General features: G+C 31.7%; 25 protein-coding genes. 24 read left to right on the plus strand and 1 reads right to left on the minus strand.

Annotated elements, in window-relative coordinates; genetic code table 11:
- Window positions 1-115 precede the first annotated feature (115 nt).
- The 14 genes from IO99_RS11015 (at window position 116) to IO99_RS11080 (ending at window position 15,465) form a co-directional block, all read left to right on the plus strand.
- Entirely contained in the window at window positions 116-1,087 is a 972-nt protein-coding gene (locus IO99_RS11015; protein ID WP_035133363.1) for a GntR family transcriptional regulator, read from the plus strand.
- A gap of 17 nt (window positions 1,088-1,104) precedes the next feature.
- Complete coding sequence (glmS, locus tag IO99_RS11020) at window positions 1,105-1,518, plus strand: methylaspartate mutase subunit S (protein ID WP_035133365.1); 414 nt, start codon at window positions 1,105-1,107, stop codon at window positions 1,516-1,518.
- Between the two features lie 68 nt (window positions 1,519-1,586).
- The gene (gene glmL, locus IO99_RS11025) at window positions 1,587-2,981 is read left to right on the plus strand and encodes a methylaspartate mutase accessory protein GlmL (protein WP_035133367.1); all 1,395 of its coding nucleotides are present in this window, start codon (window positions 1,587-1,589) and stop codon (window positions 2,979-2,981) included.
- Between the two features lie 21 nt (window positions 2,982-3,002).
- Window positions 3,003-4,457: a methylaspartate mutase subunit E gene (locus IO99_RS11030; RefSeq protein WP_035133368.1), complete on the plus strand. Its 1,455-nt coding sequence runs from the start codon at window positions 3,003-3,005 to the stop codon at window positions 4,455-4,457.
- 71 nt (window positions 4,458-4,528) lie between these two features.
- A complete protein-coding gene (locus tag IO99_RS11035) occupies window positions 4,529-5,773 on the plus strand; it encodes a methylaspartate ammonia-lyase (RefSeq protein WP_035133370.1) in 1,245 nt (414 codons plus the stop codon).
- A gap of 161 nt (window positions 5,774-5,934) precedes the next feature.
- Window positions 5,935-6,777 carry a fumarate hydratase gene (locus IO99_RS11040; protein ID WP_035133372.1) on the plus strand — a complete coding sequence of 281 codons (843 nt, stop codon included), beginning with the start codon at window positions 5,935-5,937 and terminating at the stop codon, window positions 6,775-6,777.
- A gap of 16 nt (window positions 6,778-6,793) precedes the next feature.
- Complete coding sequence (locus IO99_RS11045; protein WP_035133373.1) at window positions 6,794-7,351, plus strand: Fe-S-containing hydro-lyase; 558 nt, start codon at window positions 6,794-6,796, stop codon at window positions 7,349-7,351.
- Between the two features lie 24 nt (window positions 7,352-7,375).
- A complete protein-coding gene (citD, locus tag IO99_RS11050) occupies window positions 7,376-7,639 on the plus strand; it encodes a citrate lyase acyl carrier protein (RefSeq protein ID WP_035133374.1) in 264 nt (87 codons plus the stop codon).
- A gap of 11 nt (window positions 7,640-7,650) precedes the next feature.
- Complete coding sequence (locus IO99_RS11055; RefSeq protein ID WP_035133375.1) at window positions 7,651-8,520, plus strand: HpcH/HpaI aldolase/citrate lyase family protein; 870 nt, start codon at window positions 7,651-7,653, stop codon at window positions 8,518-8,520.
- 24 nt (window positions 8,521-8,544) lie between these two features.
- Window positions 8,545-10,083: a citrate lyase subunit alpha gene (gene citF / locus IO99_RS11060; RefSeq protein WP_035133376.1), complete on the plus strand. Its 1,539-nt coding sequence runs from the start codon at window positions 8,545-8,547 to the stop codon at window positions 10,081-10,083.
- Between the two features lie 162 nt (window positions 10,084-10,245).
- Window positions 10,246-12,000 (plus strand): methyl-accepting chemotaxis protein, encoded by a 1,755-nt coding sequence (locus IO99_RS11065; RefSeq protein WP_035133378.1) that lies wholly within the window; start codon window positions 10,246-10,248, stop codon window positions 11,998-12,000.
- A 390-nt stretch (window positions 12,001-12,390) separates the two neighbouring features.
- Entirely contained in the window at window positions 12,391-12,945 is a 555-nt protein-coding gene (locus IO99_RS11070) for an RNA polymerase sigma factor (RefSeq protein WP_051824055.1), read from the plus strand.
- A gap of 17 nt (window positions 12,946-12,962) precedes the next feature.
- Complete coding sequence (locus IO99_RS11075) at window positions 12,963-13,988, plus strand: DUF4652 domain-containing protein (RefSeq protein ID WP_035133380.1); 1,026 nt, start codon at window positions 12,963-12,965, stop codon at window positions 13,986-13,988.
- 160 nt (window positions 13,989-14,148) lie between these two features.
- A complete protein-coding gene (locus IO99_RS11080; protein ID WP_035133383.1) occupies window positions 14,149-15,465 on the plus strand; it encodes a tetratricopeptide repeat protein in 1,317 nt (438 codons plus the stop codon).
- Between the two features lie 201 nt (window positions 15,466-15,666).
- On the opposite strand, the gene IO99_RS11085 is transcribed toward IO99_RS11080, so the two are convergent.
- Window positions 15,667-16,677 carry a hypothetical protein gene (locus IO99_RS11085; RefSeq protein WP_035133385.1) on the minus strand — a complete coding sequence of 337 codons (1,011 nt, stop codon included), beginning with the start codon at window positions 16,675-16,677 and terminating at the stop codon, window positions 15,667-15,669.
- 188 nt (window positions 16,678-16,865) lie between these two features.
- Between IO99_RS11085 and cdaA the strand changes: the two genes are divergently transcribed.
- The 10 genes from cdaA to IO99_RS11135 all read left to right on the plus strand — a co-directional run bounded on the left by cdaA (window position 16,866) and on the right by IO99_RS11135 (window position 26,940).
- Window positions 16,866-17,714, plus strand: a complete 849-nt coding sequence (gene cdaA / locus IO99_RS11090; RefSeq protein ID WP_035133386.1) for a diadenylate cyclase CdaA — start codon at window positions 16,866-16,868, stop codon at window positions 17,712-17,714.
- Entirely contained in the window at window positions 17,684-18,922 is a 1,239-nt protein-coding gene (locus IO99_RS11095; RefSeq protein ID WP_035133387.1) for a CdaR family protein, read from the plus strand. The genes cdaA and IO99_RS11095 overlap by 31 nt, the downstream gene beginning before the upstream one ends.
- Window positions 18,912-20,513: an NAD(P)/FAD-dependent oxidoreductase gene (locus tag IO99_RS11100; RefSeq protein WP_035133390.1), complete on the plus strand. Its 1,602-nt coding sequence runs from the start codon at window positions 18,912-18,914 to the stop codon at window positions 20,511-20,513. The genes IO99_RS11095 and IO99_RS11100 overlap by 11 nt, the downstream gene beginning before the upstream one ends.
- 402 nt (window positions 20,514-20,915) lie before the next feature.
- Window positions 20,916-22,007, plus strand: coding sequence for a butyrate kinase (gene buk / locus IO99_RS11105; protein WP_035133392.1), 1,092 nt, complete (start codon window positions 20,916-20,918; stop codon window positions 22,005-22,007).
- Between the two features lie 18 nt (window positions 22,008-22,025).
- Window positions 22,026-22,928, plus strand: coding sequence for a phosphate butyryltransferase (gene ptb / locus IO99_RS11110; RefSeq protein ID WP_035133394.1), 903 nt, complete (start codon window positions 22,026-22,028; stop codon window positions 22,926-22,928).
- A 14-nt stretch (window positions 22,929-22,942) separates the two neighbouring features.
- Window positions 22,943-24,013, plus strand: coding sequence for a butyrate kinase (gene buk / locus IO99_RS11115; RefSeq protein ID WP_035133396.1), 1,071 nt, complete (start codon window positions 22,943-22,945; stop codon window positions 24,011-24,013).
- Between the two features lie 9 nt (window positions 24,014-24,022).
- Complete coding sequence (locus tag IO99_RS11120; RefSeq protein ID WP_035133398.1) at window positions 24,023-24,700, plus strand: nucleotide-binding protein; 678 nt, start codon at window positions 24,023-24,025, stop codon at window positions 24,698-24,700.
- 191 nt (window positions 24,701-24,891) lie between these two features.
- Window positions 24,892-25,101 (plus strand): 4Fe-4S binding protein, encoded by a 210-nt coding sequence (locus tag IO99_RS11125; protein ID WP_035133400.1) that lies wholly within the window; start codon window positions 24,892-24,894, stop codon window positions 25,099-25,101.
- Between the two features lie 16 nt (window positions 25,102-25,117).
- Window positions 25,118-26,188: a 3-methyl-2-oxobutanoate dehydrogenase subunit VorB gene (locus IO99_RS11130; protein WP_035133402.1), complete on the plus strand. Its 1,071-nt coding sequence runs from the start codon at window positions 25,118-25,120 to the stop codon at window positions 26,186-26,188.
- Window positions 26,188-26,940: a thiamine pyrophosphate-dependent enzyme gene (locus tag IO99_RS11135; RefSeq protein ID WP_035133404.1), complete on the plus strand. Its 753-nt coding sequence runs from the start codon at window positions 26,188-26,190 to the stop codon at window positions 26,938-26,940. Before IO99_RS11130 ends, IO99_RS11135 begins: the two co-directional genes overlap by 1 nt.
- Window position 26,941 lies beyond the last annotated feature (1 nt).

Genomic DNA, 26,941 nt, shown 5'->3' on the forward strand with positions numbered 1-26,941 from the left:
AGGTGGGCTCTTTATAGAATATACAAAAATGTGAAATTGCAAATGATTAGTCCATATGATATTATGATTAAGGATTGGATTAAGCCATTGGTCCAAAGGGTCAGGAGATGAGATTTTGAACATTACAATTGATAAAAAAAATGGGATACCTCTCTATATCCAAGTAAAAAAACAAATAATGCATCTTATAAAAGATGGAACTTTGAGAGTTGGAAGTAAGATGCCTACAGAAAGAGAATTGTCTCAAGAGTTAGTAGTTAGTAGAAATACCATTAGCGCTGCCTATAATGAACTAGAAGCTAAGGGAGTATTAAAATCTATTCGAGGAAAAGGAACTTTTGTAGCAGAAGAAGTAGTATCATGGCAAAGTTATGATAGCAGAAGAAAGATAAATAAATTTGTGGATTTAGCTCTAGAAGAAGCTTTAGAATGTGGTATAGATCCAGATGATTTTTTAGATATAGTAACAAATAGGGTTAGTGAGAAAAAGGATGTTATGAATAAAGTTACTTCAGCATTTGTAGAATGTAATATTGAGCAAGCCAGAATGTTTAGTAAAGAAATAACATCAATAACAAGTATGAATACGATACCATTTACTTTAACGGACTTAGAAAAAATGAGTGATGACACAAAGGACAAGCTTTCGACTTGTGAAGTAATTATATCACCTTTCAATCATGTAAATGATGTAGATGGATTTTTAAAAGGCTTTAACAAGGAAATACTAGGAGTAGCAGTAAGCCCTAATCTAGAATCCATTGTAAGAATCGCTAGACATCCTTCAGGAACAAAATTTACTTTTATTTGTTTATCTGAAGAGTTTATATTTAAAATTAAGTCAGCACTTGATAATGCGGGTCTTTCAGATTTATCAGTTGAGTATTTTAGTATAACTGAAGAAGCTAAATTAAAACGCATAATTGATAAATCGGAGGTACTAATAGTAACTCCAGGTAGATATAAGGATGTTTGTAAGCTTAACCATGAAAATAAAGAGCTTATAGAATTTTCTTACAACTTAGACTCTACATCAGTGAAGGCGCTTAAGTCAAAAATTGTAGAATTAAAGTATCAAAAAAATTAATTCAGGAGGAATTAAAAATGGAAAAGAAGACATTAGTTCTTGGTGTTATTGGAGCAGATTGTCATGCTGTAGGTAACAAAATCATGGATTATGCATTAACAGAAGCAGGGTTTGAAGTTATCAATATTGGTGTACTATCACCACAAGAAGACTTTATAAATGCTGCAGTGGAAACAAATGCTGATGCAATAATTGTTTCTTCTCTTTATGGACATGGAGAGATTGACTGTAGAGGCTTAAGAGAAAAGTGTGATGAATCAGGATTAAAAGATATCCTTATCTATGTTGGTGGTAACATAGTTGTAGGTAAACAAGATTGGGATGAGGTTTATTCAAGATTTAAAGCAATGGGCTTTAATAGAGTTTACCCACCAGGAACAAGTATAGACACTACTATACATGACTTGAAAGAGGATTTAGGAATAGAATAGACATAAGCACATAAACTAACTAAAGTAGATTTTACTTGGAGTTTTAATAGAGAGCTGGAGTGATTTAAATGAATGCATATTTACTTTTAGACTTTGGTAGTACTTATACCAAATTGACTGCAGTAGATATAGATAATGAAGAAATATTAGCTACAGCCAAGGACATAACAACTATCGAAGATGATATAATGATAGGATTTAATAAAGCTTATGATAAGCTAATGAATAAGCTAGAAGGTAAAGAAGTAAATTTTGTTGAAAAGCTTGCTTGTTCATCTGCAGCTGGAGGCTTAAAGATGGTTGCAATTGGGCTTGTGCCAGATCTTACAGCAGAAGCTGCTAAGAGAGCTGCTTTAGGAGCAGGAGCTCGAGTTATAAAAGTATATAGTTATGAATTAACTAAGGATGAAGTATTAGAGATAAAAAATTCTGATGTAGATATAATTCTTTTAGCCGGTGGTACTAATGGAGGAAATAAACAATGTATTCTACATAATGCAAAGATGCTAGTAGATTTAGATGTTAATCTTCCTATAGTTGTTGCTGGAAACAAAAGTGCTAATGATGAAATAAAAGAATTATTTCAAAAAGCTGGATTCTATTTCAGCATAACAGAAAATGTTATGCCTCAATTAAATGCTTTAAATGTGGAACCAGCAAGAGAAGAAATAAGAAAAGTATTTATGGATAGGATAACTGATGCAAAAGGACTATCCAACGCAGAAAATTATATAAATGGTATACTAATGCCTACACCAGCAGCTGTACTTAAAGCAGCTAGAGTGTTGGGAGAAGGCACCGATGAAGAAGAAGGTATTGGAGACTTAATCATTGTTGATATAGGTGGAGCTACTACTGATGTACACTCTATAGGATATGGAGAGCCAACAAAGGGTGGAGTAAATATGAAGGGGTTAGAGGAACCTTTTGCAAAAAGAACTGTAGAAGGTGACTTAGGTATGAGATATTCAGCTGTGTCTCTTTGGGAAGCAGCAGGTAGTAGAAAGCTTAGAGCATACTTAAATGATAAAGATAGAAAAATACAAATTGAAGAAAGATGTAAATATAGGAATAGCAATATTAAAATGGTACCTGAAACAGATGAAGATATAAAATTTGATGAAGCTATGGCAAAGGCAGCTACAGAACTTTCTATGGAAAGACACTGTGGCACTGTTGAATGCATATACACTCCAATGGGAGCTGTATATAATCAATTAGGAAAAGATCTTATGGATGTAAAATATATGATTGGCACAGGTGGCGTTTTAGTTCATAGCGAACATCCAGGTGAAATATTGAAAGCAGGAACCTTTGATAAAGAAAATGCTACTTCTTTAAGACCTAGAAATCCAAAAACTTTAATAGACAAAACTTATATATTATCATCAATGGGTCTGTTAGCTCAGGATTATCCTGACAAAGCAATAAGAATAATGAAAAAATATTTAGTGGAAGTGTAAATCACTAGGAGGTAAATTAAAGTGGAACTAAAAAACAAAAAGTGGACCGAGGAAGAGTTTTTTAAGACAAGAGAAGAGGTTTTAGCACAATGGCCAACAGGTAAAGAAGTAGATTTACAGGAGGCTATAGACTACAACAAAAAAATTCCAGCACACAAGAACTTTGCTAAAAAATTAATGGAAGCAAAGGAAGCGGGCATAACATTAGCTCAACCTAGGGCCGGTGTAGCTTTATTAGATAGCCACATAGAATTACTAAACTACTTAGACAAAGAAGGTGGAGCGGATCTTCTACCATCAACAATAGATAGTTACACAAGACAAAATAGATATGAAGAATGTGAAGTTGGGATACAAGAAAGTATAAAAGCTAGAAGATCACTTTTAAATGGATTTCCAGGGGTTAACCACGGGGTTAAAGGATGTAGACAAGTATTTGAATCTGTTAACTTACCATTAGAATCAAGACACGGTACTCCAGATGGTAGATTACTTGCAGAAATTACTCATGCATCAGGTTGGACATCAAATGAAGGTGGCGGTATATCATACAATATACCATATGCTAAAAGTGTTACTCTAGAAAAAACTATTCTTGATTGGCAATATTGTGATAGATTAGTAGGTTTCTATGAAGAGCAAGGTATATCTATTAATAGAGAGCCATTTGGTCCATTAACAGGGACTTTAGTACCACCAAGTACATCTAATGCCGTTGCAATAGTAGAAGCATTACTTGCAGCAGAACAAGGTGTTAAGAATATTACTGTTGGATATGGTCAGTGTGGTAACTTAATACAAGACGTAGCAGCAATTAGAGCTCTTGAAGAGCAGTGTAGCGATTACTTAAGAGCGTATGGTTATGGTGATGTTTACCTAACAACAGTATTCCATCAATGGATGGGAGGTTTCCCAGCTGATGAAGCTAAGGCTTTTGGTGTTATATCTACTGGAGCAGCAGCTGCAGCATTAGCAGGAGCTACAAAAGTTATAGTTAAAACTCCACATGAAGCTATAGGTATACCAACAAAAGAAGCAAATGCTCAAGGTATAAGAGCAACTAAAATGACTTTAAACTTATTAAAAGGTCAACAAATGCACTTATCTGATGAACTTAGAACTGAAATTGCTATAATTAAAGCTGAAACAAGATGCATGGTAGATAAGTTATACGAAGTAGGAAACGGTGACTTAGCGAAAGGTGCTGTTAAAGGCTTTGATATGGGAGTTATAGATATTCCATTTGCACCAAGTAAATATAACGCTGGTAAAATGATGCCTGCAAGAGATAATAATGGAGCAGTAAGATATCTTAAATTTGGAAATGTTCCATTTACAGCAGAGCTTAAAGCTTTCAATATGAAAAAACTAGACGAAAGAGGAAAATACGAAAATCGTCCAGTTGGATTCCAAATGACAATAGATGATATATTTGCTGTAGGAAAAGGAAAGCTTGTTGGAAGACCAGAAAAATAACATTTATAATTTATAAGCTAACAATAAACTAATATAAAATTCTTAAATTATAGAAAGCAAGGTGTATTTAAATGAAAATTGTTGATGTAGTATGTTCTGCAGGAAGAACTGGATTTTATTTTGATGACCAAAGAGCAATAAAAGCTGGAGCTGGTCATGATGGATTTACTTATATTGGAGAGCCAGTAACTGAAGGATTTACATCTATAAGACAAGCAGGAGAATCTATATCTGTAATGTTAATACTTGAAGATGGTCAAGTAGCACACGGTGATTGTGCAGCTGTTCAATATTCAGGAGCAGGTGGACGTGATCCATTATTCTTAGCTAAAGATTTCATACCAGTTATAGAAAAGGAAATAGCACCAAAACTTATAGGTAGAGAATTAACTAACTTTAAATGTTTAGCTGAAGAATTTGATAAAATGTTGGTAAATGGAAAAAGACTTCATACAGCTATAAGATATGGAGTAACTCAAGCTATCCTTGATGGTGTAGCAAAAGCTAAAAAAGTTACTATGGCTGAAGTGGTAAGAGATGAATATAATACTGGAGTAGAAATTAATAGAATTCCTATATTTACTCAATCAGGAGATGACAGATACAACAACGCTGATAAGATGATTATCAAGGGAGCAGATGTTTTACCTCATGCTTTAATAAACAATGTAGAAGAGAAATTAGGCTTAAAGGGCGAAAAACTTCTTGAATATGTTAAATGGTTAAGTGATAGGGTTTTAAAATTAAGAACTAGTGAAGACTATAACCCAATATTCCATATAGATGTTTATGGAACTATAGGAGTTGCATTTGATTGTGATACAAAAGCAATGGCAGACTACATAGCAACATTAGAAGAGGCTGCTAAACCATTTAAATTAAGAATAGAAGGACCAATGGATGTAGAGCATAGAGAAAGACAAATGGAAGCATTAAAAGAGCTAACAGATGAACTTGATAATAGAAATATCAATGTAGAATTAGTTGCAGATGAATGGTGTAATACTTATGAAGACGTAGCATTCTTTGCAGATAACAACTCAGGACATATGCTTCAAATAAAAACTCCAGATCTTGGAGGAGTAAATAATACAATAGAAGCTATATTGTATTGTAAGAAGAAAAAGGTTGGAGCTTACTGTGGAGGAACATGTAACGAAACAAATAGATCAGCAGAAGTTTGCACTAACATTGCTATGGCTTGTGGAGCAGACCAATGCTTAGCTAAACCAGGTATGGGTGTTGATGAAGGTTACATGATAGTGAACAATGAAATGAATAGGGTTGTTGCCTTAGTAAATAGAAGAAATAAATAATACATTAGGTATATAGTAAAAAGGCGGTTTAATTAAAACTGCCTTTTTACTTATAATAATTATAAAAATGAGATATATTATTCATGGGATTTAAATTAAACTGTATTAGTAAATTAATATTGAAATAATATATTTAATCAATGAGTTTAGGAGGATTATATATGAGAGAAATTAAAGTTTCACAGATAACAGAAGCTATAAGAAAACTATGTATAGATGCAAATTACTATCTAGGTAGTGATATTAAAAACAGACTTATAAAATCTCATGAGGAAGAAGATTGGGATATTGCAAAGGGAATATTAAACAAAATATTAGTTAATGCTGATATAGCTAAAAATGAAGATATGCCTATGTGTCAAGATACTGGTGTGGCATGTGTATTTATAGAAATAGGTCAAGAGGTTCAGGTAGTTGGAGGAGCCCTAGAAGATGCAATTAATGAAGGGGTTAGACAAGGATATAAGGATGGATACCTAAGAAAATCTGTAGTTAAGGATCCCTTAGATAGAGTAAATACAAAGGATAATACTCCAGCTATGATCTACTATAATATAGTTCCAGGAGATAAGTTAAAAATCACTGTGGCACCTAAAGGCTTTGGTTCTGAAAATATGAGTCAAATAAAAATGTTAAAACCTTCTGATGGACTTCAAGGTGTTAAAGATTTTATAATAAAAGTAGTTAAGGAAGCGGGTCCGAATCCATGTCCACCAATAATTGTTGGAGTAGGAATTGGAGGAACCTTTGATAAGGCTGCAACAATTGCTAAAAAAGCACTTATAAGATCCATAGATGTAAGAAATGAAAATCCATTCTACGCAGAGTTAGAAGAGGAACTAGTAACTATGATAAATGAACTAGGTATAGGGCCTCAAGGATTTGGTGGTAAAACAACAGCATTAGCTGTAAATATAGAAACATATCCAACTCATATTGCAGGCCTTCCAGTAGCTGTAAATATTAATTGTCATGCTACAAGACATGCAGAAATAGAGCTATAATTAGGGGGTAAGGTTTATGGAAAAGAGAATAACTACACCACTAACAGAAGAAAAGGTAAAAGATTTAAAAGCTGGAGACAGTGTTTTATTAAGTGGAGTTATATACACAGGTAGGGATGCTGCTCATAAGAGGCTTGCAGAACTTTTAGAAAAAGGAGAAGAACTTCCTATAGATGTAAAGGATGCTGTTATATATTATGTAGGGCCAACTCCAGCAAAAGAAGGAATGGCCATAGGTTCAGCAGGACCAACTACTAGTTATAGAATGGATGCATATACGCCAGCACTTTTAGACCATGGTTTAAGAGGAATGATTGGTAAAGGATTAAGAAATGCTGAAGTAATAGAATCTATGAAAAAGAATAAAGCAGTATACTTTGGAGCTATAGGTGGAGCTGCAGCCCTTATTGGTAAATGCGTAAAGAAAGCAGAAATAGTGACTTATGAAGATTTAGGAGCTGAAGCTATAAGAAGACTTGAAGTAGAGGATTTACCTATAGTTGTAGTAATAGATTCAGAAGGAAATAATTTATATAAAGTAGGTAGAGAAGCTTACTTAAGTAGTAAAAAATAAGTTTTATAGGTAGAGGTGATTTAGATGGAAATTAATAAAATTTCAAAGGCTGGAACCCTAGAATCCAATGATATATACGTTATAATCATGCCTAATGAAGAGGGCGGAATAGCTATAGAACTTGAGAGTATGGTTATGAAACAATTTGGAGCTGAAATAGAAAGAGCTATTAGAGAAACTTTAGATACTTTACAAGTAAAAAATGTCATTGTTAAAGCTCAAGATAAAGGGGCTCTTGATTATACAATAAGAGCTAGAATTGAAACTGCAGTAAAAAGAGCGCAGTAGGGGGTATAAATATGAAATTAAGAAGAACTATGCTTTTTATGCCTGGAAATAATCCAGGAATGTTACAAGATGCTGCAATCTTAGGTTCAGATTCTATAATTCTTGATTTGGAGGATGCAGTAAGTCTTACAGAAAAAGATAGTGCTAGAATTCTTGTTAGAGAAGCAATTAAAAATGTTGATTATAGTGGAGTAGAGGTGGTAGTTAGAATAAATCCACTTACTACAGAATTTTCAAGTGAAGATATAGAAGTTATCGGAAGAGTTAAGCCAGATGCATTAATGGTTCCAAAGGCAACGGAAGATGAACTTATAGAGATTAGCAGTAGACTTGAAAAAATAGAAAAAGAAGAAGGCTTTGGAGACAAATCTATAAAGTTAATACCAATAGTTGAAAGTGCTTATGGTGTTGAAAATGTATATAGCATTATAAAATCATCAGACAGAATAGTAGCAGTTCTTTTAGGTGGAGAAGATTTAACTTCTGATATGGGAATTAAGAGAACTAAAGAAGGTAGTGAGATATTTTATGCTAGAAACAGGGTAGCTGTGGCTTGTAAGGCTATGAGAGTAGGGGCTATTGATACTCCATTTACAGATACTAATGACTTTGAAGGATTAGAAAAGGATACTCTACTTGCAAAATCCCTTGGAATGACTGGCAAAGCATCAATTAATCCAAGACAAATTGATACAATACACCAAGTATATGCTCCAACTAAAGCAGAGATAATCCATGCTCAAAGGGTATTAGATGCTATGGAAGAAGCTGAAAGAGAAGGTAAGGGAGTATTTTCTCTAGATGGTAAAATGGTAGATGCACCAGTTATAAATAGAGCAAAAACCACTGTGGAATTAAGTAAAAAACTAGGCCTTATTTAATGAGGGGATTGAGGTGATAATAATATGAAGAATGTATTAGGAAGAGAAATTCCGGAGTATATAGATGGATACGGAAATGTAAAGATTTTTGAAGGTGCTTTTAAAAATATGAATCCATTAAAAAAGGCGTCAGCAAAGATTAAACCTGTAGTTCCTGGAGATGCAAAGTTAGTAAATTCTTTAGAAGAAGTTTTAGATAAAGTGGAAATTAGGGATGGAATGTGTATATCTTTTCACCATCACTTAAGAAATGGGGATTATATTCTTAACATGGTTGTAGAATCCATGGCTAAAAGAGGAATAAAGAATTTAACTGTGGCAGCAAGTTCTATATTTCCAACTCATAAGCCGCTAGTTGCTTATATTGAAGATGGTACTGTATCTAAAATATATGCAAATTATATATCAGGACCTGTAGCTGATGCTATATCACAGGGTAAATTAAAATATCCAGCTATAATGCATACCCATGGTGGAAGATCAAGAGCTATTGAAAGTGGAGATTTACATATCGATATAGCCTTTTTAGCAGCACCTTCTAGTGATATGTATGGTAATATAAATGGACTTACTGGTAAATCTGCTTGTGGTGCTTTAGGATATGCAGTTTCTGATGCAGAATATGCAGACACTGTAATAGCTATTACAGACAACTTAGTGCCATATCCAAACTTCCCAATGGAAATAAACCAAGTTTATGTAGATTATGTAGTTAAGGTAGATTCTATAGGAAATCCAGCAGGAATAGTATCAGGAACTACACAAATTACCAAGGATCCTATTGGCCTTAAAATTGCAAAGAATGCTCTAGATACGATGATAGCTTCAGGACTAGTTAAAGAAGGTATGTCATTTCAAACAGGAGCTGGAGGAATATCTCTAGCTGTAGCTGCAGAGCTTAGAGAATATATGAATAAGAATGAAATCAAAGGTAGTTTTGCATCTGGTGGAATAACTGGTTATATTGTAGATATGTTTGAAGAAGGATTATTCCAAAGTTTACTAGATGTACAATGTTTTGATTTAAAGGCAGTAGAGTCTTGTGCTAAAAATGAAAAACATATAACTATGTCAGCTTCTATGTATGGAAATGCTCATAACAAAGGAGCTGTAGTAAATAACTTAGATATAGTAATACTTGGAGCAACAGAAATAGATACAAACTTTAATGTAAATGTTACTACTGCTTCAGATGGAACTATAATGGGGGGGTCTGGTGGTCATGCAGACACCGCAGCAGGCTCTAAACTTACTATAATAGTAACAAAACTAACTAAGGCAAGGTTACCAATAATAAAGGATAAGTTGACTACTATAACTACTCCAGGTGAAACTATTGATGTAATAGTAACTGAAAGAGGAATAGCTGTTAACCCTAAGAGGGTTGATTTAATTGAAAAATTAAAAGAAGCAAACCTTAATGTGGTAACTATAGAGGAATTAAAGGAAATAGCTGAAAAAATAACAGGTACTCCTAAAGCAATAGAATTATCTAAGGATATAGTTGCAGTTGTAGAATATAGGGATGGAACTGTTATAGATGTAGTTAGAAAAACATTATAAATAAAATAACGCCTATCTAAGATATCTTATTCTTAGATAGGCGTTATTTTATTGTGTTAAATCTTGGTTAGGAAGTTTAAATTTTCTTAATACATGTACAAAATTATTTGGCAATAAGTTAAATTTATATTGTTAAATAAAATAAGAAAGAGTGATGAAATAATGTGGCCTAAAGAAAAATTAAAATTCAATAGAATATTTAAGAAAAAGTTTAACATCAAGACCAGATTAATTTTAGCTTTATCAGTATTAAGCATTAGTACAATAATATTTGGAGTATATTCTATATTTCAAATGATGAAATTACATAATAGCATAGAAGGTATATCAAGTATATATGGTGGTAAAATTCAAAAGTCAGATGAACTTAGTTATCATGTTTTAAATTTTAGAACTAAAGAATATGGGTATATAATGGAGACATTTTCAGAAGAAAAAAATAGAATAGAACAAGAAATGAAAGAATCAAAAGGAAATATACAATTAATTTTAGAGGATTATTTTAATTATTGTGATAGTAATAGAGAAAAAAAAGATATTGAAAATATACAAGAAAAATTTGAAGTTTACTTAGAAGTTAACAATGAAGTTATAGAAGCAAATAAAACAAATAAAGAAATGAGAAATGTTTTAACTTTAATTAAGGGGAAATCTAAAAATAAATTTGATGAATTGATAAGCTCTATAGATGAGCTTAAACAAAAGAATTTAAATTATTTAGAAAGTATAAACAAAGAAGCTAATGAACGCTACAAGAGAGTAATAATTACATTTATAAGTGTAACTTTAGGAATAATTTTATTTACTATTATAGTGTGTATATATTTAACAATTTCAATTGTATATCCATTAAATAGATTAAAAGGAAAGATAAATGAATTAGTAAATAAAGGTGGTGATTTAACTCAAGATATAATTGTTGAGTCAGGAGATGAAATAGAAGAATTATCACAAGCTATTAATGTGTTTATGAACAATATAAGAAAGATAATAGTGGAAGTTAATAATTCCTCAGATAATGTTTTAAGCTCTTCTAGGGATACAGCTAGGTATATAAAAGAGCTTCATATGAATGCAGAAAGAACAACGAACACTGTAGATGAAATTTCCAGGGCCATTGAGGAAGCGGCAGTAAACTCTAGTGAGGTTAGTGGTTTATCTTTAGGAGTAGAGAGTTTTATAAATGATATAACCCATAAGGCTAAAGAAGGAGAGAAAACTGCAATAGATATTAGAGGGAGGGCTAATGAATTAAAAGACAATGTGGAGGTATCTAACAAGAAGGCACTTCAAATATTAGAAGAAACAAAGAAAAATCTCATAGAAGCTATGGAAAAATCTAAATCCGTCAGTGAGATAGAAAATTTATCAGGATCAATATTAGATATTGCAAACCAAACAAATTTACTAGCTTTAAATGCATCTATAGAAGCAGCTAGAGCAGGTGAGTACGGTAAAGGCTTTACTGTGGTTGCAAATGAAGTTAGAAATTTAGCGGAACATTCAAGAGTTACAGTAGAAAATATGCAACAGGTAATTAAAAATGTTAAGGAATCTGTAGGTACTATATCTATAAGTTCCAATAAGATTTTAAAATTTATAGATGATGTAATAATTAAAGACTATAAAAAAATGTACATCATGGGGGAGCAATACAATAGAGATTCTATAATTATTAATGAGTTAATAGAAAAATTTAATCACATAGCAAAAGAATTAAAGGGTGTTGTATCTACTATATCAAGTTCCATGGTAAATATAAGTGATACAGTAAATAAAGGGGCAACAGGTATAGTTGAAGTTGTAGAAAAGACCAATTGTTTATACATTAATATAGGAGAGATTGAAAATCAGATGTTGCGAAATGAAGAAAGTGCTAAGGGATTAAAAGTAATTATATCTAAATTTATAATATAAGTTATATAGTAAAGTTTTCATTATAAATTATTAATGAAGACTTTTTATTTTATATTCAATTAGCATTTATATTACAATACAAAATGGGAATAAAGATTTTATTTACAGTCCTACTATGATAACATATAAGGAGAGAGTAAATTATTTACTTAGGAGGTTTTTCAATGTCTAAGTTAAAAGATCCTTTTAAGAATGTATGAAAAAGAGAATATAATGGAGGCAAGTATGCCTATAATACCACATTAATAGCAGGAATTATAATAATAAGTATGTTATTTATTATATTAATTTGTCTGTCTTAATATTATAATAAAATTTTTAGTCAATTTATTAATAAAGTAAACTTTATTAAATTAATATCGTATTATTTATATAAAGAGAGGGAAGAAGATGAAGGAATCGCAAGGAAGAGCTCCCATAGAAGATGCCATTCTTGTAAGCAATGTATTAAAGGGAGACGTAGATAGTTTTCAAGTTATAGTTGAGAAATATCAGCTTAATATACTTAGATTTATTTATGGAATGATAAAACAGAAGGAAGCAAGTGAGGATATTACTCAAGAGGTATTTATAACTGTATATAATAAATTAGATATGTATAATAATAAATATAATTTTATAAATTGGGTTTTGCAGATTGCAAAAAATAAAACCATAGATTATATGAGGAAATATAGAAAGGTTTATGAAAGTGATATTGATGAAGCATATAATATATCATCTTCTGAAATGGGACCGGAAGAATCTTTAGAATATTTAGAAGTAAAAGAAAATGTAAATAAATATATAAAAACTCTAGATGAAGTTGATAAGCAAATATTAAATTTAAGGTATTCTCAGAATTTAACTTTTAGAGATATAGGTGAAATTCTAGATATTACAGAAACTACTGTGAAAAGGAGATACTATAAAGTAAGAGATGGATTCAAAGTCTTTTGCAAGTAAGGTTAGGAGGAGTCACAATGAAATGTAGTCAGTTCAAAGATAAGTTAACAGAATATATTGAAGAAAATTTGTCAGCCGAAGCAGATGAAGAAATGAGGAGTCACCTTTTAACCTGCCAAAGTTGTAAAGATGATTTTGACAAAGAAGTTTTAGAATATAAAACTTTTAAAGAAGCCCTTTCTTATGAAAATATTAACTTTAAAAACTCTACAGAAAAAATAATGGAGAGTATAGATAAAAATAAATATACAAGGGGGAGAAGAGGAATGAAAAGAAAGTACAAAGGAGCATTAGCTATTGCAGCTGCATTTTTATTAGGGGTTATAGTTACTCCTGTAGCTATGAAATTAATGGATGGTAAAGAAATATTTTCAGCAGCTTCATCAGGAAAGGAAGAGAATTCTACTAAGCAAGAAAATATAGTTAAATCTGAAATGGCAAAAGAAAACAACAGTAACGAACCTATAGAAAGCGTTCCAGAGACATCATCAAATGAAGAAAAGACTAGTGACGATATAAAGAAATCAGCAAATGTGAATATTGTTGACTTATATAGTAAAGCGGAAGTGACTATGTCTAAGGAGTTAACTTTTAATACACCATTTATAGCTACAGAAGATGGTAAATATGAAGCTAGTATAGAAGGTAAAGGAGAAAAGGCTATAGAAGAGGGAATAGGTATACTTTATGTAAAAGATACGTCTACAAATAAGATGTATGAGTATACTGCAACAGAGAAAGAAAGTCAGCAATCACCACTATCAATAAGTTGGTATGATGACACTCATCTTATGATAGTTCATGGTTTAGGATATGGAACATTAGTTAATGGTGAACGTATTATAATCTTAGATGTAACCACAGGTGAACAAATGCTTATAGCTACGGCTAAGGATAAAGAGCGATTTGTATCTATAACAAGAAAAGATGATAGCTTAATATTAAAATATGCTCTTTATTTAGATGACATGATGAATGATAAAGAAGACAAATCTAAAACTTTTGATAATTATATTCTTGGAGATGTAATAGAAGTAGAATAAGATAGTGTATTGCAACTAAAGGTTGCAATACCTTTTTTCTTATTCATAGTTATTGATAATAAAACTAGTAACATGATAAAATTAGTTGTAAAAAGATATATAGGAATAGATACTATAAAATTTATAATAAGTTATAAAATAAAATATAAGTGGTGAAGTGATGGTTAATATAAATAAGACTTATAAAAAGGCAATGGATTTTTATTGTGATGGAAGATTAGATAAAGCATTAAATTATTGTGATAAGGTATTAAACAAAGATAGAAGTCATTCTCCTACATTGAATTTAAAGGGACTAATATATTATATTCGTGGACAATTAGAAGAAGCAAAGACTCTTTGGAAGCTAAGCTATAAATTAAATGGAGATATGGTATCTAAAAAGTATTTAGATGATTCTAGACATGATGAAGGGGATGTATACATATTTAGTCAAGGTGTACATCTATTTAATGAATTTAAGGTAAAAGATGCTTTAAAGTGTTTTCTAAAGTGTGAAAGTTCCCATTTTAACAGTATAAATCTTTGGAAATACATAGCTAAGTGTCATATGCAATTAGGGCAGCATAATAAAGCTGTTAAATATATAGAAGATATTTTAACTATTGATAAACATAATCCAGAAGCTTTAAGCTTAAAAAAGCAGTTAATAGAATTAAATTTTATACCCAAAGAGACTAGGGTAAAATTTAAGAAGTTTATGGTGGTATTAGGAACAAGTATAGTTGCAGTGTGTATTGTATTATTAATAGGCATTGGAATATTTAAAGGATACAACAAAACTCATCAATGGTTACAAATCAAACAAGAAAAAAAGAATGGAGCAATTAATAAGGATAAAACAAATTTAGACAATTTCCAAGGAAATAGTGAAAAAATAGAAGGGAATTCTCATAAAGAATCAAAAAGTGATGAAATTATAAAAAAAATAGAAAAAAATGAGAATTCTAATATTGAAAATGAAAGTTTTAATGTAAGTACATTAAAATCCTACGTAAAGGCGAAAGACTATGAAAGCATTATTAAATACATAGAAAAATATGATATAGAAGGTTTAAGTATAAATGATAGGAACATAGCTCAAAATGCATTAACTTTAATAAAGGAAAAAGGAGTATTGTCCTTATATGAAAAAGGAGTTAGTTATATTGCAGATAAGAAGTATGATAATGCAATAAAGAACTTCACCTTAGTTTATAAATATAGTGAGGGTATGTATCTAAATGAACATATACTATTTATGATGGCCAGCTCCTATGAAGGTTTAGAAGATATAGAAAATGCAAATAAGTATTATGAGATATATGTAGACAAGTATGAAAAAAATGGTTCATATATAGAACAATGTCTTTACTCTCTAGCAATAAATAATGAGGGAATAGATAAAGAAAAGTCAAAAAAATATGCTGAAATTCTTACTAATAGATTTAGCAAATCAGAATATAATAATAGCAGAATAAAGGCTATATTAAAATAAGACTTATATTTATAACATAAATAGAGAGAATGGACTAATTTATAGCTCCATTCTCTCTATTTTTATTTTAAAGTTATTAGACTTCTATTCTAGTAGGATTAACTCTATTAAGGGTATCTATGTGATATGGAGATACGATAATGATGTTACAGAAAAGTAAAAGAATCAAAATGAATTTTTTCATATAATTCATCTCCTTTTTCAGTAATTGCTATTTAGGTTATTATACTCCTTAGTAAAGTTTTTATACATTTTTTCTATTTTATCATAGGTTTCATTACTTGAAACATAAAGTGAGTCCATAAAATCTTCCTTTACATCCTTACTATCTCTACGAACTTTTTCAGTTAAGATAGCATATTTGATTTCATATAAGTAGTCATTATATGAGGATACAACTTCCGTAAAATCTTTATATAGTGATGAAGAATCATCAGGTATGGACATTTGAGATAAAACATTTTGTACTGAAGCTAATTTTTTAGAAGTATCATCTATATTAGAAATTAAAAGTTCATAGGTCATATTGCCGCTACGACATTTTAAGACATCTTCATAGAAGTTATATTTTAAGCTATCTAAGGATATAACTAACTCTCTTAAAGTATGAATAAATTTAGTAATATCTGCTGATTTTAAATCAGATATTTTCTTTAAATTATTAGAAGATATACAATAGTCTATAGTTGAATCAATTACTGAATACATAGGAACACCTAAATCATAATTATAATCTTTTTTTAGCTTGATTAAGTCATAATAGTTTTCTGTAGCATCTCTGAAGGATTTTAAATTATTAGCTGCTAGCTGAATATCACTTCCATTAGGATTTTTCAGCATTGCTTCAAGTTGCTCTATAATGAGAATATTTTCATTTATACCTTTAGATAAATTTTCATAGTTTTCTGGTGAAATTACTTCTTTAGCCGAAGGGTTTGAATTTAAATCTATAGATATATCTATCAAGTCAGCTTTCATTTGGGGTAAAACACTAAGAGCTTTTTCAACATCTATATTATTATCTATTAGGATTTTACAGCTATTATTAACCTTCCATATAGATTTCATAGTGTTAGAAATATATCTTTCTTCTTTATTAAAAGAAAACTTACTGAAAAAACCATAACTCATAAAAAACAAAATTATACCTATAATAAAAAAGCATAAATATTTCATTACTATGTTGTCTATTTTTAATTTTTTTTCACTCACTTACAGCATCCCCCTTTGTATTTGCAAAAAATATATTATAATTCTTTATATTAAAGTTAAAACTAAAATATTCGTAGTTATTAACATTTATTTAATTAAAATATTTTTGTTCTAAAAATTAAAATTTATATTACAAATAGAAGTATTGGTGTATAATTAAAATAGTATTATCGATAGGTGGTGACTATATGGAAAGCTTTAATGCACTCATAAATATTTTTAAGGGAATGACTATATTTTCTCTAATTGACATTATTGTAGTTTCTTTTATATTTTATAAAGGTTATACATTAATAAAAGAGACAAGAGCAGAACAATTATTAAAAGGAATTGTACTTATATTTTTATTAATACCAGTAAGTGATGTTTTAAACTTAACAACCCTAAATTGGATATTAGAGAATACTTTAACAATTAGTGTTATTTCTATTATAATTATATTTCAGCCTGAAATTAGAAAGGCTTTAGAACATATTGGAAGAACTTCTTTTGTAGATAAAATAATTTATGAAGATGAAGAAGTTATGAAGAGTGTGGTTAATGAAATAGTAGATGCTGTGGAAGTATTGGCTGAAGATAGAGTTGGAGCACTTATAATAATAGAACAAAAGACTGGTCTTGGAGATATTATAAACACGGGAACTAAAATAAATGGTGATGTATCTTCAGCATTGCTACAAAATATTTTTGTTGTAAATACTCCACTTCACGATGGTGCCACTATCATAAGGAATGATAAGGTTGTAGCATCAGGTTGCTTTTTACCCCTTACCAATGATGATAAGTTAAATAAACAGTTAGGCACAAGGCACAGGGCTGGAATAGGAGTTACAGAGGTAGCAGACTGTATAACTATTATAGTTTCAGAAGAAACGGGGGTAATTTCTTTAGCTATAAATGGAAGATTACTTAGAAATTACGATAAAGATAAGCTAAGAAATGTACTACTTAAAATAATGAAGAGTAGACAAAATAGAAAAGAATCATTTAAAGAGAGGGTAAAGCTATGGATAAGCAAAAAAGACAAGACATCATAATAAGAATTTGTTGTGTAATAGCAGCACTAGTATTGTGGATGTATATTCGTAGTAGCGAAGACCCTGTAACTACTAGTGTAATAAAATATGTACCGGTAAAGATACTAAATGAAGATACTCTTGCAGATAGAGATTTAGTACTAATACCAAATCAAGATTTTTATATAAATTTAACAGTAAAGGCTCCGGCATCTACAATTAAAGATTTAGATAAAAAAGAGTTTAGTCTAGTAGCAGACCTTCAAGGGTATGCACTAACCCCGGGAGAAAATAAAGTTCAAGTTAAAGTAAAAGAAGCAATTCCTGGAGTTTCTGTTGTAAACTCTGATGGTCTTTTAATGAAAGTAGATGTGGATACTTTAGCAGATAAATATGTAAATGTAACATCTGGAATTGTAGGTGAAGTAGCTGAGGGATATTATAATGATGATTCTGTAATATCACCTAATTCTGTAAAAATTTCAGGACCACAAAGATATTTAGATCAAGTGGTAGGAGCAGTAGCTCAAGTAGATATAACTAATGCAAGCACTGATATAGATAAAAACTGTAAGGTTACTTTAGTAGATTCAGACGAAAGAGAAATTACTGGACTATCTATATATCCAGAATATGTACAGGTGAAAATCCAGGTGAAAAAAGGAAAGTATTTGGGGATAAATGTACAGACTACTGGCACAGCAGTACCAGGAGTAACTATAGTAAGTACGGAAGCAGCACCAAAGAGTATAGAGGTAGCTGGTGTAAGTGAAATAATAGATAACATAAAAAGCATTAATACAGAACCTATAAATATTAGTAATATAACTGAAAGCACTACGGTAGATGCAAATCTAATAATGCCGGAAGGTGTACACAGTGTAAATAATGAGAAAACTGTAAAAGTTAAAATTACAGTTAAGAAATTTAGTGAAAAGACTTTAAGTATACCAATAGACTATACTAATTTGGGAGAAAAACTTACACTAGAAAACTCAACTCCAACATTAAAGTTAATTATCACAGGAGAAGAGAGTGAACTAAGTAAAATCAGTGAAGATAAACTTAAGGCTACAGTAGATTTAAAAAGTTTAACAGAAGGCTCCCATGAAGTTAAGATACAATTAGCAGGAGTACCAAATACAGTACAAGTTAAGAGCCAAACACCTGAAAATATAACTATAACCATAAAAGCCAAAACAGAGGAGACAGGTAATAATGACGGTTAAGATAAATAATTTAGTTTTAGGAATAAATGAAGATAGTTTAGCCACCTTAAAATCAAAGGTGGCTAATAAACTTAGAATAAAAGAAAGTGATTTCAAATCCTTTAAGATTACTAAGGAATCTATAGATGCTAGAAAAAAATCAGAAATAAAAATAAATTATGCTGTAGAAATAGAATGTGATAATGAAGCTAAAGTAATAGCTAGAGTAAATAGTAATGATGTTAAATTAGGCGGAGATAATTATAAAGCTGATTTTGAAATTGGAACAAAGAAGCTAGAGAATAGACCTATAGTAGTAGGAATGGGACCAGCAGGGCTATTTGCAGGACTTCTTTTAGCTGAAAAGGGATATCACCCTCTTATAATTGAGAGAGGTGAAGATGTAGACAGTAGAACTAGAACTATAGATGGTTTTTGGAATAATAGGATACTTAATACAGAAAGCAATGTTCAATTTGGAGAAGGTGGAGCTGGGACTTTTTCAGATGGAAAGCTAACAACTAGAATTAAAGATCATAGATGTGGATATATTCTAGAAAAGCTTGTTTTAGCAGGTGCACCAGAAGAAATTACATATATGGGGAAGCCTCATATCGGAACAGATATATTAAAAAATGTAGTGAAAAATATAAGAGAAAAAATTAAGGAATATGGTGGAGAAGTAAGATTTTCATCTAAGCTTGAAGATATATCAATAAGAAATGGTAAAATTTCTGAGATAGTAGTAGAAGGTGAACATATACCTTGTGATAATCTTATACTTGCTACAGGTCATAGTGCTAGAGATACTTATGAAATGCTATTTTCAAAAGGTGTTTCTATATCACCAAAACCCTTTGCTGTTGGTTTTAGAGTTGAACATTTACAGCATATGATAGATGAAAATCAATATGGTAAATATGCAACTCATCCAAAACTAAGGGCTGCAGATTATAAACTAACCTATACGAGTAATAAACTATCTAGATCTGTATACAGTTTTTGTATGTGTCCAGGTGGTCAGGTAGTAGCTTCAGCATCTGAAGAAAATACTGTAGTAGTGAATGGTATGAGTAATTATAAGCGAGATGGGATAAATGCTAATTCTGCTTTAGTAGTATCAGTAGACCCTAGTGACTTTGAAGGAAATACCCCATTAGGGGGAATTGCTTTTCAAAGACGTTATGAAGCTTTAGCTTATGAAGTTGGAGGAAGAAATTATAACGCCCCTGTCCAGCTTGTAAAAGATTTTTTAAATGACAAAGTATCAAAGAATTTTGGAAGGGTGAAACCAACATATACTCCAGGAACTGAATTTGTAGATTTAAAAAGCTGTGCACCAAATTTTGTTGTAGATGCTATAAAAGAAGCATTACCTGTATTTGATAGGAAAATACCAGGGTATGCAGGAGAAGATGCAATATTAACAGGTATGGAAACAAGGACGTCTGCCCCTGTAAAAATAAATAGAAATGAAAATTATGAAAGTGTTAATGTTAGAGGATTGTATCCAACGGGTGAAGGTGCAGGATATGCAGGTGGAATTGTATCAGCAGCAGTAGATGGACTTAGAGTGGCAGAACAGATTATCACAGAATATTCACCAAAATAAAACAAATAGAAACTTGATATTTATATTATCCATTGATAATATAATATTTAAGAAGATTATTTTATCCATTCTTCTTTTCTTTAATCCGATGACTACCAGCTCTAATACTCCCATCTTTTTCAAAGTGGGAGTAAAGAGCTGCTACGTCCCTGGATAACGATTTCTAACCTTCAGAGGAAAAACCTCTGAAGCAAAAAACTCTGTTAATGGGGATATGAGTTTGCAGCAAGAAGTAAAGATAGGATTTAGGATAAACAGATTTCTTAGAGCCTTTGCTCATTAGAGATTGTTATCCTTTAGGATAAATTTTGCTAAGATTTAGAAATATATAAATTTTATATACTTCTAAATCTAATGCAAAAAAATTAAAGCTAATATAAATATTTATGTGGAGGTATAGTGATGAGGGAAAATAAGCAAGTATTAGTGATTAATCCAGGATCGACATCTACGAAAATAGCTGTATTTTTGGGGGAGGAATGTATAGCCTCAGCTAGTTTATCTCACAGTGCAGAGGAAGTGAAAAAGTATTCTCATATATGTCAACAAAAGGACATGAGAACGGAAGTCATATATAATTGGCTTAATGAAAACGATTATTCACTTGAAAAGTTTCATGCTGTGGTAGGTAGAGGTGGACTTTTAAGACCTATGCCAGGAGGGACTTATAAGATAACTTACAAGATGTTAGACGACCTTATTGTTGGGTTTCAAGGACAGCATGCTTCAAATTTAGGTGGAGTTATTGCCTATGAAATTGCAGAGAAAGCAGGAATACCATCTTATATAGTAGATCCTGTTGCTGTTGATGAAGTTGACGAAGTAACAAGAATATCAGGCATGGAAGATATATCTAGGCGTTCTCTTGTGCATGCTTTAAACATTAAAGCTGTAGTAAGAAAAGTATGTGCTGATAAAAACTTAGATTTTGAGAAAAGTAATTTCGTAGTAGCACATATAGGTGGAGGAATAACTGTATCACCAGTGAGAGGTGGCAGAATAATTGATTGCAACAATGCAAATGAAGATGGACCTTTCTCACCAGAAAGAACAGGAGGTCTTCCAGTAGGAGATTTAGTGAAGCTTGCCTTTAGTAATAAGTATACAATGCAAGAATTAAAAAACAAAATTACAAGAGAAGGTGGATTAGTAGCTTATCTTGGAACTAATGACGGAAGAGAAGTTGATAGACGTATCGATGAAGGCGATAAAAAAGCAGAATTGATATTAAGAGCTATGGCATATCAACTTAGTAAAGAAATAGGTGGAATGGCTACTGCACTATGTGGTAACATTGATGCTATAATTTTAACTGGTGGAATAGCTTATAATAAAAGAGTTACAAACTGGATTACTGAAGATGTAAAATTTATTGCACCTGTAGAAATTGTACCAGGTGAAAATGAAATGTTAGCCCTTGCAGAAGGAGCATTGAGGGTATTAAATGGTGAAGAAACACCAAAGATATATGACGATGAAGTTAAATTTGATTAACATTTGGGGGGAATCATAATGATTAAAACATTTGATGAGGTAATTTCTAAGGTTAAATCTCAATCAATGAAGAAAGTAGCAGTAGCAGTAGCACAAGATGAACCAGTACTTGAAGCTATAAGAGATGCTAAAAAAAATGGCATTGCTGATGCTATCTTAGTTGGAGATAAGGAAGAAATAATAAAAATTGCAGAAACAATTGGAATGAACATAGATGAGTATGAAATTATAGATGAGAAAGATGTAAACAAGGCATCTATAGAAACTGTTAAACTTGTATCTTCAGGTAGAGCAGACATGATGATGAAGGGTTTAGTTGATACAGCTACTTTCTTAAGAGCAGTACTTAATAAAGAAGTAGGACTTAGAACAGGAAAACAGATGTCACACATTGCAATATTCGAAGTTCCTGGCTATGATAGATTATTATTTGTAACAGATGCAGCTTTTAATATGTATCCAGAACTTAAAGAAAAGATAGATATTATAAAAAATGCAGTTCAAGTAGCTCATGCTCTTGAGAATAACATGCCAAAGGTAGCGCCAATTTGTGCAGTTGAGGTTGTAAACCCTAGTATGCCAGCTACACTGGATGCTGCAAACCTTTCCAAAATGAATGAGAGAGGTCAAATTAAAGGTTGTATAATTGATGGACCATTGGCTCTTGACAATGCACTTTCAAAAGAAGCCGCAGCACACAAAAAAATATCAGGTCCAGTAGCGGGAGAGGCTGATATATTATTAATGGCAAATATAGAAGCAGGAAATGCTGTTTATAAATGCTTAACATATACTACAGAATCTAAGAATGGTGGATTATTAATGGGAGCAGCAGCACCAGTTATAGTAACATCAAGAGCAGATTCACCAGAGACAAAAATGAATTCTATTGCCCTTGCATCATTAGTAGCAGGAAGATAATAAGGAGGAAGAAAATGGGACATAAACAATTGATAATCAATCCAGGTTCAACATCAACAAAGATAGGTGTATATGATGATGAAAATCCTATATTAGTTGAAACTTTAAGACATTCAGCAGAAGAAATAGGTAAATACAAAGAAATATATGACCAATTAGAATTTAGAAAAGAAGTAATATTACAAGTACTAAAAGAAAAAGGCTTCGATATAAAAGAATTATCAGGAGTAGTAGGTAGAGGTGGACTCTTAAAACCTATCGAAGGTGGAACTTATAGTGTAAATGATGCTATGATTAAGGATTTAAAACAAGGAGTTTTAGGACAACATGCCTCTAATCTAGGTGGAATAATAGCCCATGAAATAGCAACAGAAATAAATGTACCGTCTTTTATAGTAGATCCAGTTGTAGTTGATGAGTTAGAAGATGTGGCTAGAATATCTGGTATGCCAGAAATTGATAGAAAGAGTATATTCCATGCCTTAAATCAAAAGGCTGTAGCAAAGAGATATGCTAAAGAAACAAATACTTCTTATGAGGAGCTAAACCTTATAGTAGCTCATATGGGTGGAGGAATATCAGTAGGAGCTCATAAACAAGGAAGAGTTGTAGATGTAAACAATGCACTAGATGGAGAAGGCCCATTCTCACCTGAAAGAAGTGGAGGACTTCCAGTAGGAGATTTAGTTAAACTTTGCTTTAGTGGAAAATATACCATGGATGAAATAAAGAAAAAGATAAACGGTAAAGGTGGAATAGTAGGTTATCTACAAACTAATGATGCTAAACTTGTTGGAGACAGAGTAGCAGAAGGAGATAATGAAGCTAAATTAATATTTGATGCTATGGCATATCAAGTAGCTAAAGAGATAGGAAGATGTGCTACAGTATTACAAGGAAAAGTTGATGCAATATTACTAACTGGTGGAATTGCATACGGAAAATATATAGTAGAATACATTAAAGAAAGAGTAGAATTTATATCACAAGTAGTTGTTTATCCAGGTGAAGATGAATTACTTGCCTTAGCAGAAGGTGGACTAAGAGTATTAACAGGTCAAGAAGCTGCTAAGGAATATAAATAGGGTGAAGCTATGAGTAGAATAAGGGTTTTTACAGGTCACTTTGGAAGTGGAAAGACAGAAATAGCAATAAATTATGCAATTAAGTTAGCTAAAGAAGGGAAAAAAGTAGCCCTTGTAGATTTAGATATAGTAAATCCATATTTTTGTATTAGAGATCTTACACAGGAACTTAAGGAAAAATATAATATAAAGGTTATTTCTTCAAATCCTGAGTATGTTAATGCTGAACTTATGGTAGTACCAGCAGAGGTTAGAAGTGTATTTAACGATAAAAGTTATGAGGTAATTTTTGATATTGGAGGAGATGATTCAGGAGCAATAGCTCTTGGTCAATATAACAAACATTTTAGAGAAGAACCTTATGATATGTACTTTGTGATAAATGGTAATAGACCATTTACATCTAATGACAAAGATACTATAGAGTTTCTTAGAGATATAGAAAGAGCTTCAAGATTAAAAGTGACTCATCTAATATCTAATACAAACTTATCATATGAAACTACAAAGGAACATATAATTAAAGGGGATATGGAAATAGCAGAGATTTCTAAAGAGTTAGATATTCCTCATGCCTATACTGTATGTTCTGAAGAACTTGTAAATGAAGTGGAAGGTAAGGTTTCAGGAAAGATATTCCCGATTCACATATATATGTTGCCACCATGGAGAAAAGATTTAATTTAGCACTAATTATTAGTGCTAAGTTGACATCTTGTACTAAAAAGTGATAAATTATATATATGTAAACGTATTTAGTTATTATCCTTAGGGATATGGGATAATAAAATGTAAACGTATTACAACTTGAGTGTAGGTCATAAACAATATATAGTAGATAAAATATTCTAAACTTTCTATATAAGGAGGTAAGTATTATGGCAAAGGTAACTTTTAGGGAAGAAAGATGTAAGGGATGTGGACAATGTATAATCGCATGTCCAAAACAAATCATAACTTATTCTGAGGAACTAAATGTAAAAGGATATCATCCAGCTACAGTTACAGAAGAAAATATGCCTAAGTGCATTGGTTGTGCATCATGTGGAAAAATGTGTCCAGATCTTGTAATTACAGTGGAGAAATAATAGGGGGGAAAGATTCATGTCAGAAAAAGTTTTAATGAAGGGTAATGAAGCCATAGGTGAAGCAGCTATCCAAGCTGGTTGTCAATGTTTCTTCGGATACCCTATAACACCACAAACAGAAATATCAGCATATCTTTCAAGAAAAATGCCTAAAATAGGTAGAGTTTTTCTACAAGCTGAAAGTGAAATTGCTGCAATAAATATGGTATATGGAGCAGCAGGAACTGGAGTAAGATGTATGACATCTTCAAGTTCACCTGGAATAAGCTTAAAAGCAGAAGGAATATCTTATATAGCAGGTGCAGAACTTCCTTGTGTTATCATTAATATAGTTAGAGGTGGTCCAGGCCTTGGTGGAATTCAACCAGCTCAATCAGACTACTTCCAAGCAACTAAGGGTGGTTCCCATGGAGATTTCAATATGCCAGTATATGCACCATGTTCAATTCAAGAAATGGTAGATTTAGTACAAGATGCTTTCGATGTAGCTGATATGTACAGAACTCCAGTTATGGTTATGGGAGATGGAATGCTTGGACAAATGATGGAGCCAGTAGAGTTTAAAGAAAGAAGTGAAAAAAACCTTCCAGAAAAAACTTGGGCTGCTAATGGATTAAACGGAAGAGCTAACCATAATGTAATAAACTCCTTATACTTAAAACCTGAAGGTCTTGAAGCTCATAACTTGAAATTACAAGCAAAATATAAAGCTATAAAAGAAAATGAAACTAAGTATGAATTATATAATTGTGAAAATGAAGTAGATTTAATAATGGTTGCATACGGAACAACTTCAAGAATATGCAAGACTGTTATAAAATTGGCTGAAAAAGAAGGAATAAAATTAGGTTTAATAAGACCAATAACATTATGGCCTTTCCCAGTAGAAGCTTTTGAAAAAACTGTGGACAAAACTAAGCATGGTTATGCATCAATAGAGCTTAGCTGTGGTCAAATGGTAGAAGATGTTAGACTTTCTGTTGAAGGAAGAAAACCAGTATTCTTCTTTGGAAGATCAGGTGGAATGGTTCCAAGCCCTAATGAAGTCCTTGAAAATGTTAAAAAATTCATAGGAGGTGCTAAATAATGGCAATAGTATTTCAACCAACAAAAGCATTATTAGACGTGCCTACCCATTACTGCCCAGGATGTACTCATGGAATAATCCACAGACTAGTAGGGGAAGTACTTGAAGAATTAAATGTTATAGATAAAACAATTGGTGTAGCTCCAGTTGGATGTTCAGTTTTGGCATATGACTACTTTGCATGTGATATGTTTGAAGCTGCACACGGAAGAGCACCAGCAGTAGCTACAGGAATAAAAAGATCTAATCCTGATAAAGTTGTATTCACATATCAAGGAGATGGAGACTTAGCAGCTATAGGAACAGCAGAAATTGTACATGCAGCTACAAGAGGAGAGAACATAGTTACAATCTTCGTAAATAACTGCATTTATGGTATGACTGGAGGACAAATGGCTCCAACAACATTACCAGGACAAGTTACAGAAACTTCTCCATATGGAAGAGATGTTAAACTTCAAGGTCATCCAATAAGAGTTTCTGAAATGATATCTACATTAGATGGAGCTTGCTATGTAGAAAGAGTATCAGTAGATAATGTACCACATGTAAATAAAGCTAAAGCTGCTATTAAGAAAGCTTTCCAAAATGCCATTGCTGGAAAAGGTTTCTCAATGGTTGAGGTTCTATCAATATGCCCAACTAACTGGGGATTATCAACACAAGAGTCACTTGGATGGTTAAGAGATAACATGATGCCATTCTACACTCTAGGTGTTAAAAAAGATACAACAACTGAGGAGGGGAAATAAT

It is taken from the genome of Clostridium sulfidigenes (genome assembly GCF_000732635.1).
Taxonomy (GTDB): domain Bacteria; phylum Bacillota; class Clostridia; order Clostridiales; family Clostridiaceae; genus Clostridium_J; species Clostridium_J sulfidigenes.

Excerpts from the sequence above, each read along its gene's own strand:
- cdaA (WP_035133386.1), top strand. The coding sequence starts at position 16,866 with ATGGAAAGCTTTAATGCACTCATAAATATTTTTAAGGGAATGACTATA.
- ptb (WP_035133394.1), top strand. The coding sequence starts at position 22,026 with ATGATTAAAACATTTGATGAGGTAATTTCTAAGGTTAAATCTCAATCA.
- glmS (WP_035133365.1), top strand. The coding sequence starts at position 1,105 with ATGGAAAAGAAGACATTAGTTCTTGGTGTTATTGGAGCAGATTGTCAT.
- IO99_RS11100 (WP_035133390.1), top strand. The coding sequence starts at position 18,912 with ATGACGGTTAAGATAAATAATTTAGTTTTAGGAATAAATGAAGATAGT.
- buk (WP_035133396.1), top strand. The coding sequence starts at position 22,943 with ATGGGACATAAACAATTGATAATCAATCCAGGTTCAACATCAACAAAG.
- IO99_RS11095 (WP_035133387.1), top strand. The coding sequence starts at position 17,684 with ATGGATAAGCAAAAAAGACAAGACATCATAATAAGAATTTGTTGTGTA.
- IO99_RS11075 (WP_035133380.1), top strand. The coding sequence starts at position 12,963 with ATGAAATGTAGTCAGTTCAAAGATAAGTTAACAGAATATATTGAAGAA.
- IO99_RS11080 (WP_035133383.1), top strand. The coding sequence starts at position 14,149 with ATGGTTAATATAAATAAGACTTATAAAAAGGCAATGGATTTTTATTGT.
- citD (WP_035133374.1), top strand. The coding sequence starts at position 7,376 with ATGGAAATTAATAAAATTTCAAAGGCTGGAACCCTAGAATCCAATGAT.
- IO99_RS11035 (WP_035133370.1), top strand. The coding sequence starts at position 4,529 with ATGAAAATTGTTGATGTAGTATGTTCTGCAGGAAGAACTGGATTTTAT.
- IO99_RS11120 (WP_035133398.1), top strand. The coding sequence starts at position 24,023 with ATGAGTAGAATAAGGGTTTTTACAGGTCACTTTGGAAGTGGAAAGACA.
- IO99_RS11065 (WP_035133378.1), top strand. The coding sequence starts at position 10,246 with ATGTGGCCTAAAGAAAAATTAAAATTCAATAGAATATTTAAGAAAAAG.
- IO99_RS11055 (WP_035133375.1), top strand. The coding sequence starts at position 7,651 with ATGAAATTAAGAAGAACTATGCTTTTTATGCCTGGAAATAATCCAGGA.
- citF (WP_035133376.1), top strand. The coding sequence starts at position 8,545 with ATGAAGAATGTATTAGGAAGAGAAATTCCGGAGTATATAGATGGATAC.
- IO99_RS11125 (WP_035133400.1), top strand. The coding sequence starts at position 24,892 with ATGGCAAAGGTAACTTTTAGGGAAGAAAGATGTAAGGGATGTGGACAA.
- IO99_RS11040 (WP_035133372.1), top strand. The coding sequence starts at position 5,935 with ATGAGAGAAATTAAAGTTTCACAGATAACAGAAGCTATAAGAAAACTA.
- IO99_RS11070 (WP_051824055.1), top strand. The coding sequence starts at position 12,391 with ATGAAGGAATCGCAAGGAAGAGCTCCCATAGAAGATGCCATTCTTGTA.
- glmL (WP_035133367.1), top strand. The coding sequence starts at position 1,587 with ATGAATGCATATTTACTTTTAGACTTTGGTAGTACTTATACCAAATTG.
- IO99_RS11135 (WP_035133404.1), top strand. The coding sequence starts at position 26,188 with ATGGCAATAGTATTTCAACCAACAAAAGCATTATTAGACGTGCCTACC.
- buk (WP_035133392.1), top strand. The coding sequence starts at position 20,916 with ATGAGGGAAAATAAGCAAGTATTAGTGATTAATCCAGGATCGACATCT.
- IO99_RS11130 (WP_035133402.1), top strand. The coding sequence starts at position 25,118 with ATGTCAGAAAAAGTTTTAATGAAGGGTAATGAAGCCATAGGTGAAGCA.
- IO99_RS11045 (WP_035133373.1), top strand. The coding sequence starts at position 6,794 with ATGGAAAAGAGAATAACTACACCACTAACAGAAGAAAAGGTAAAAGAT.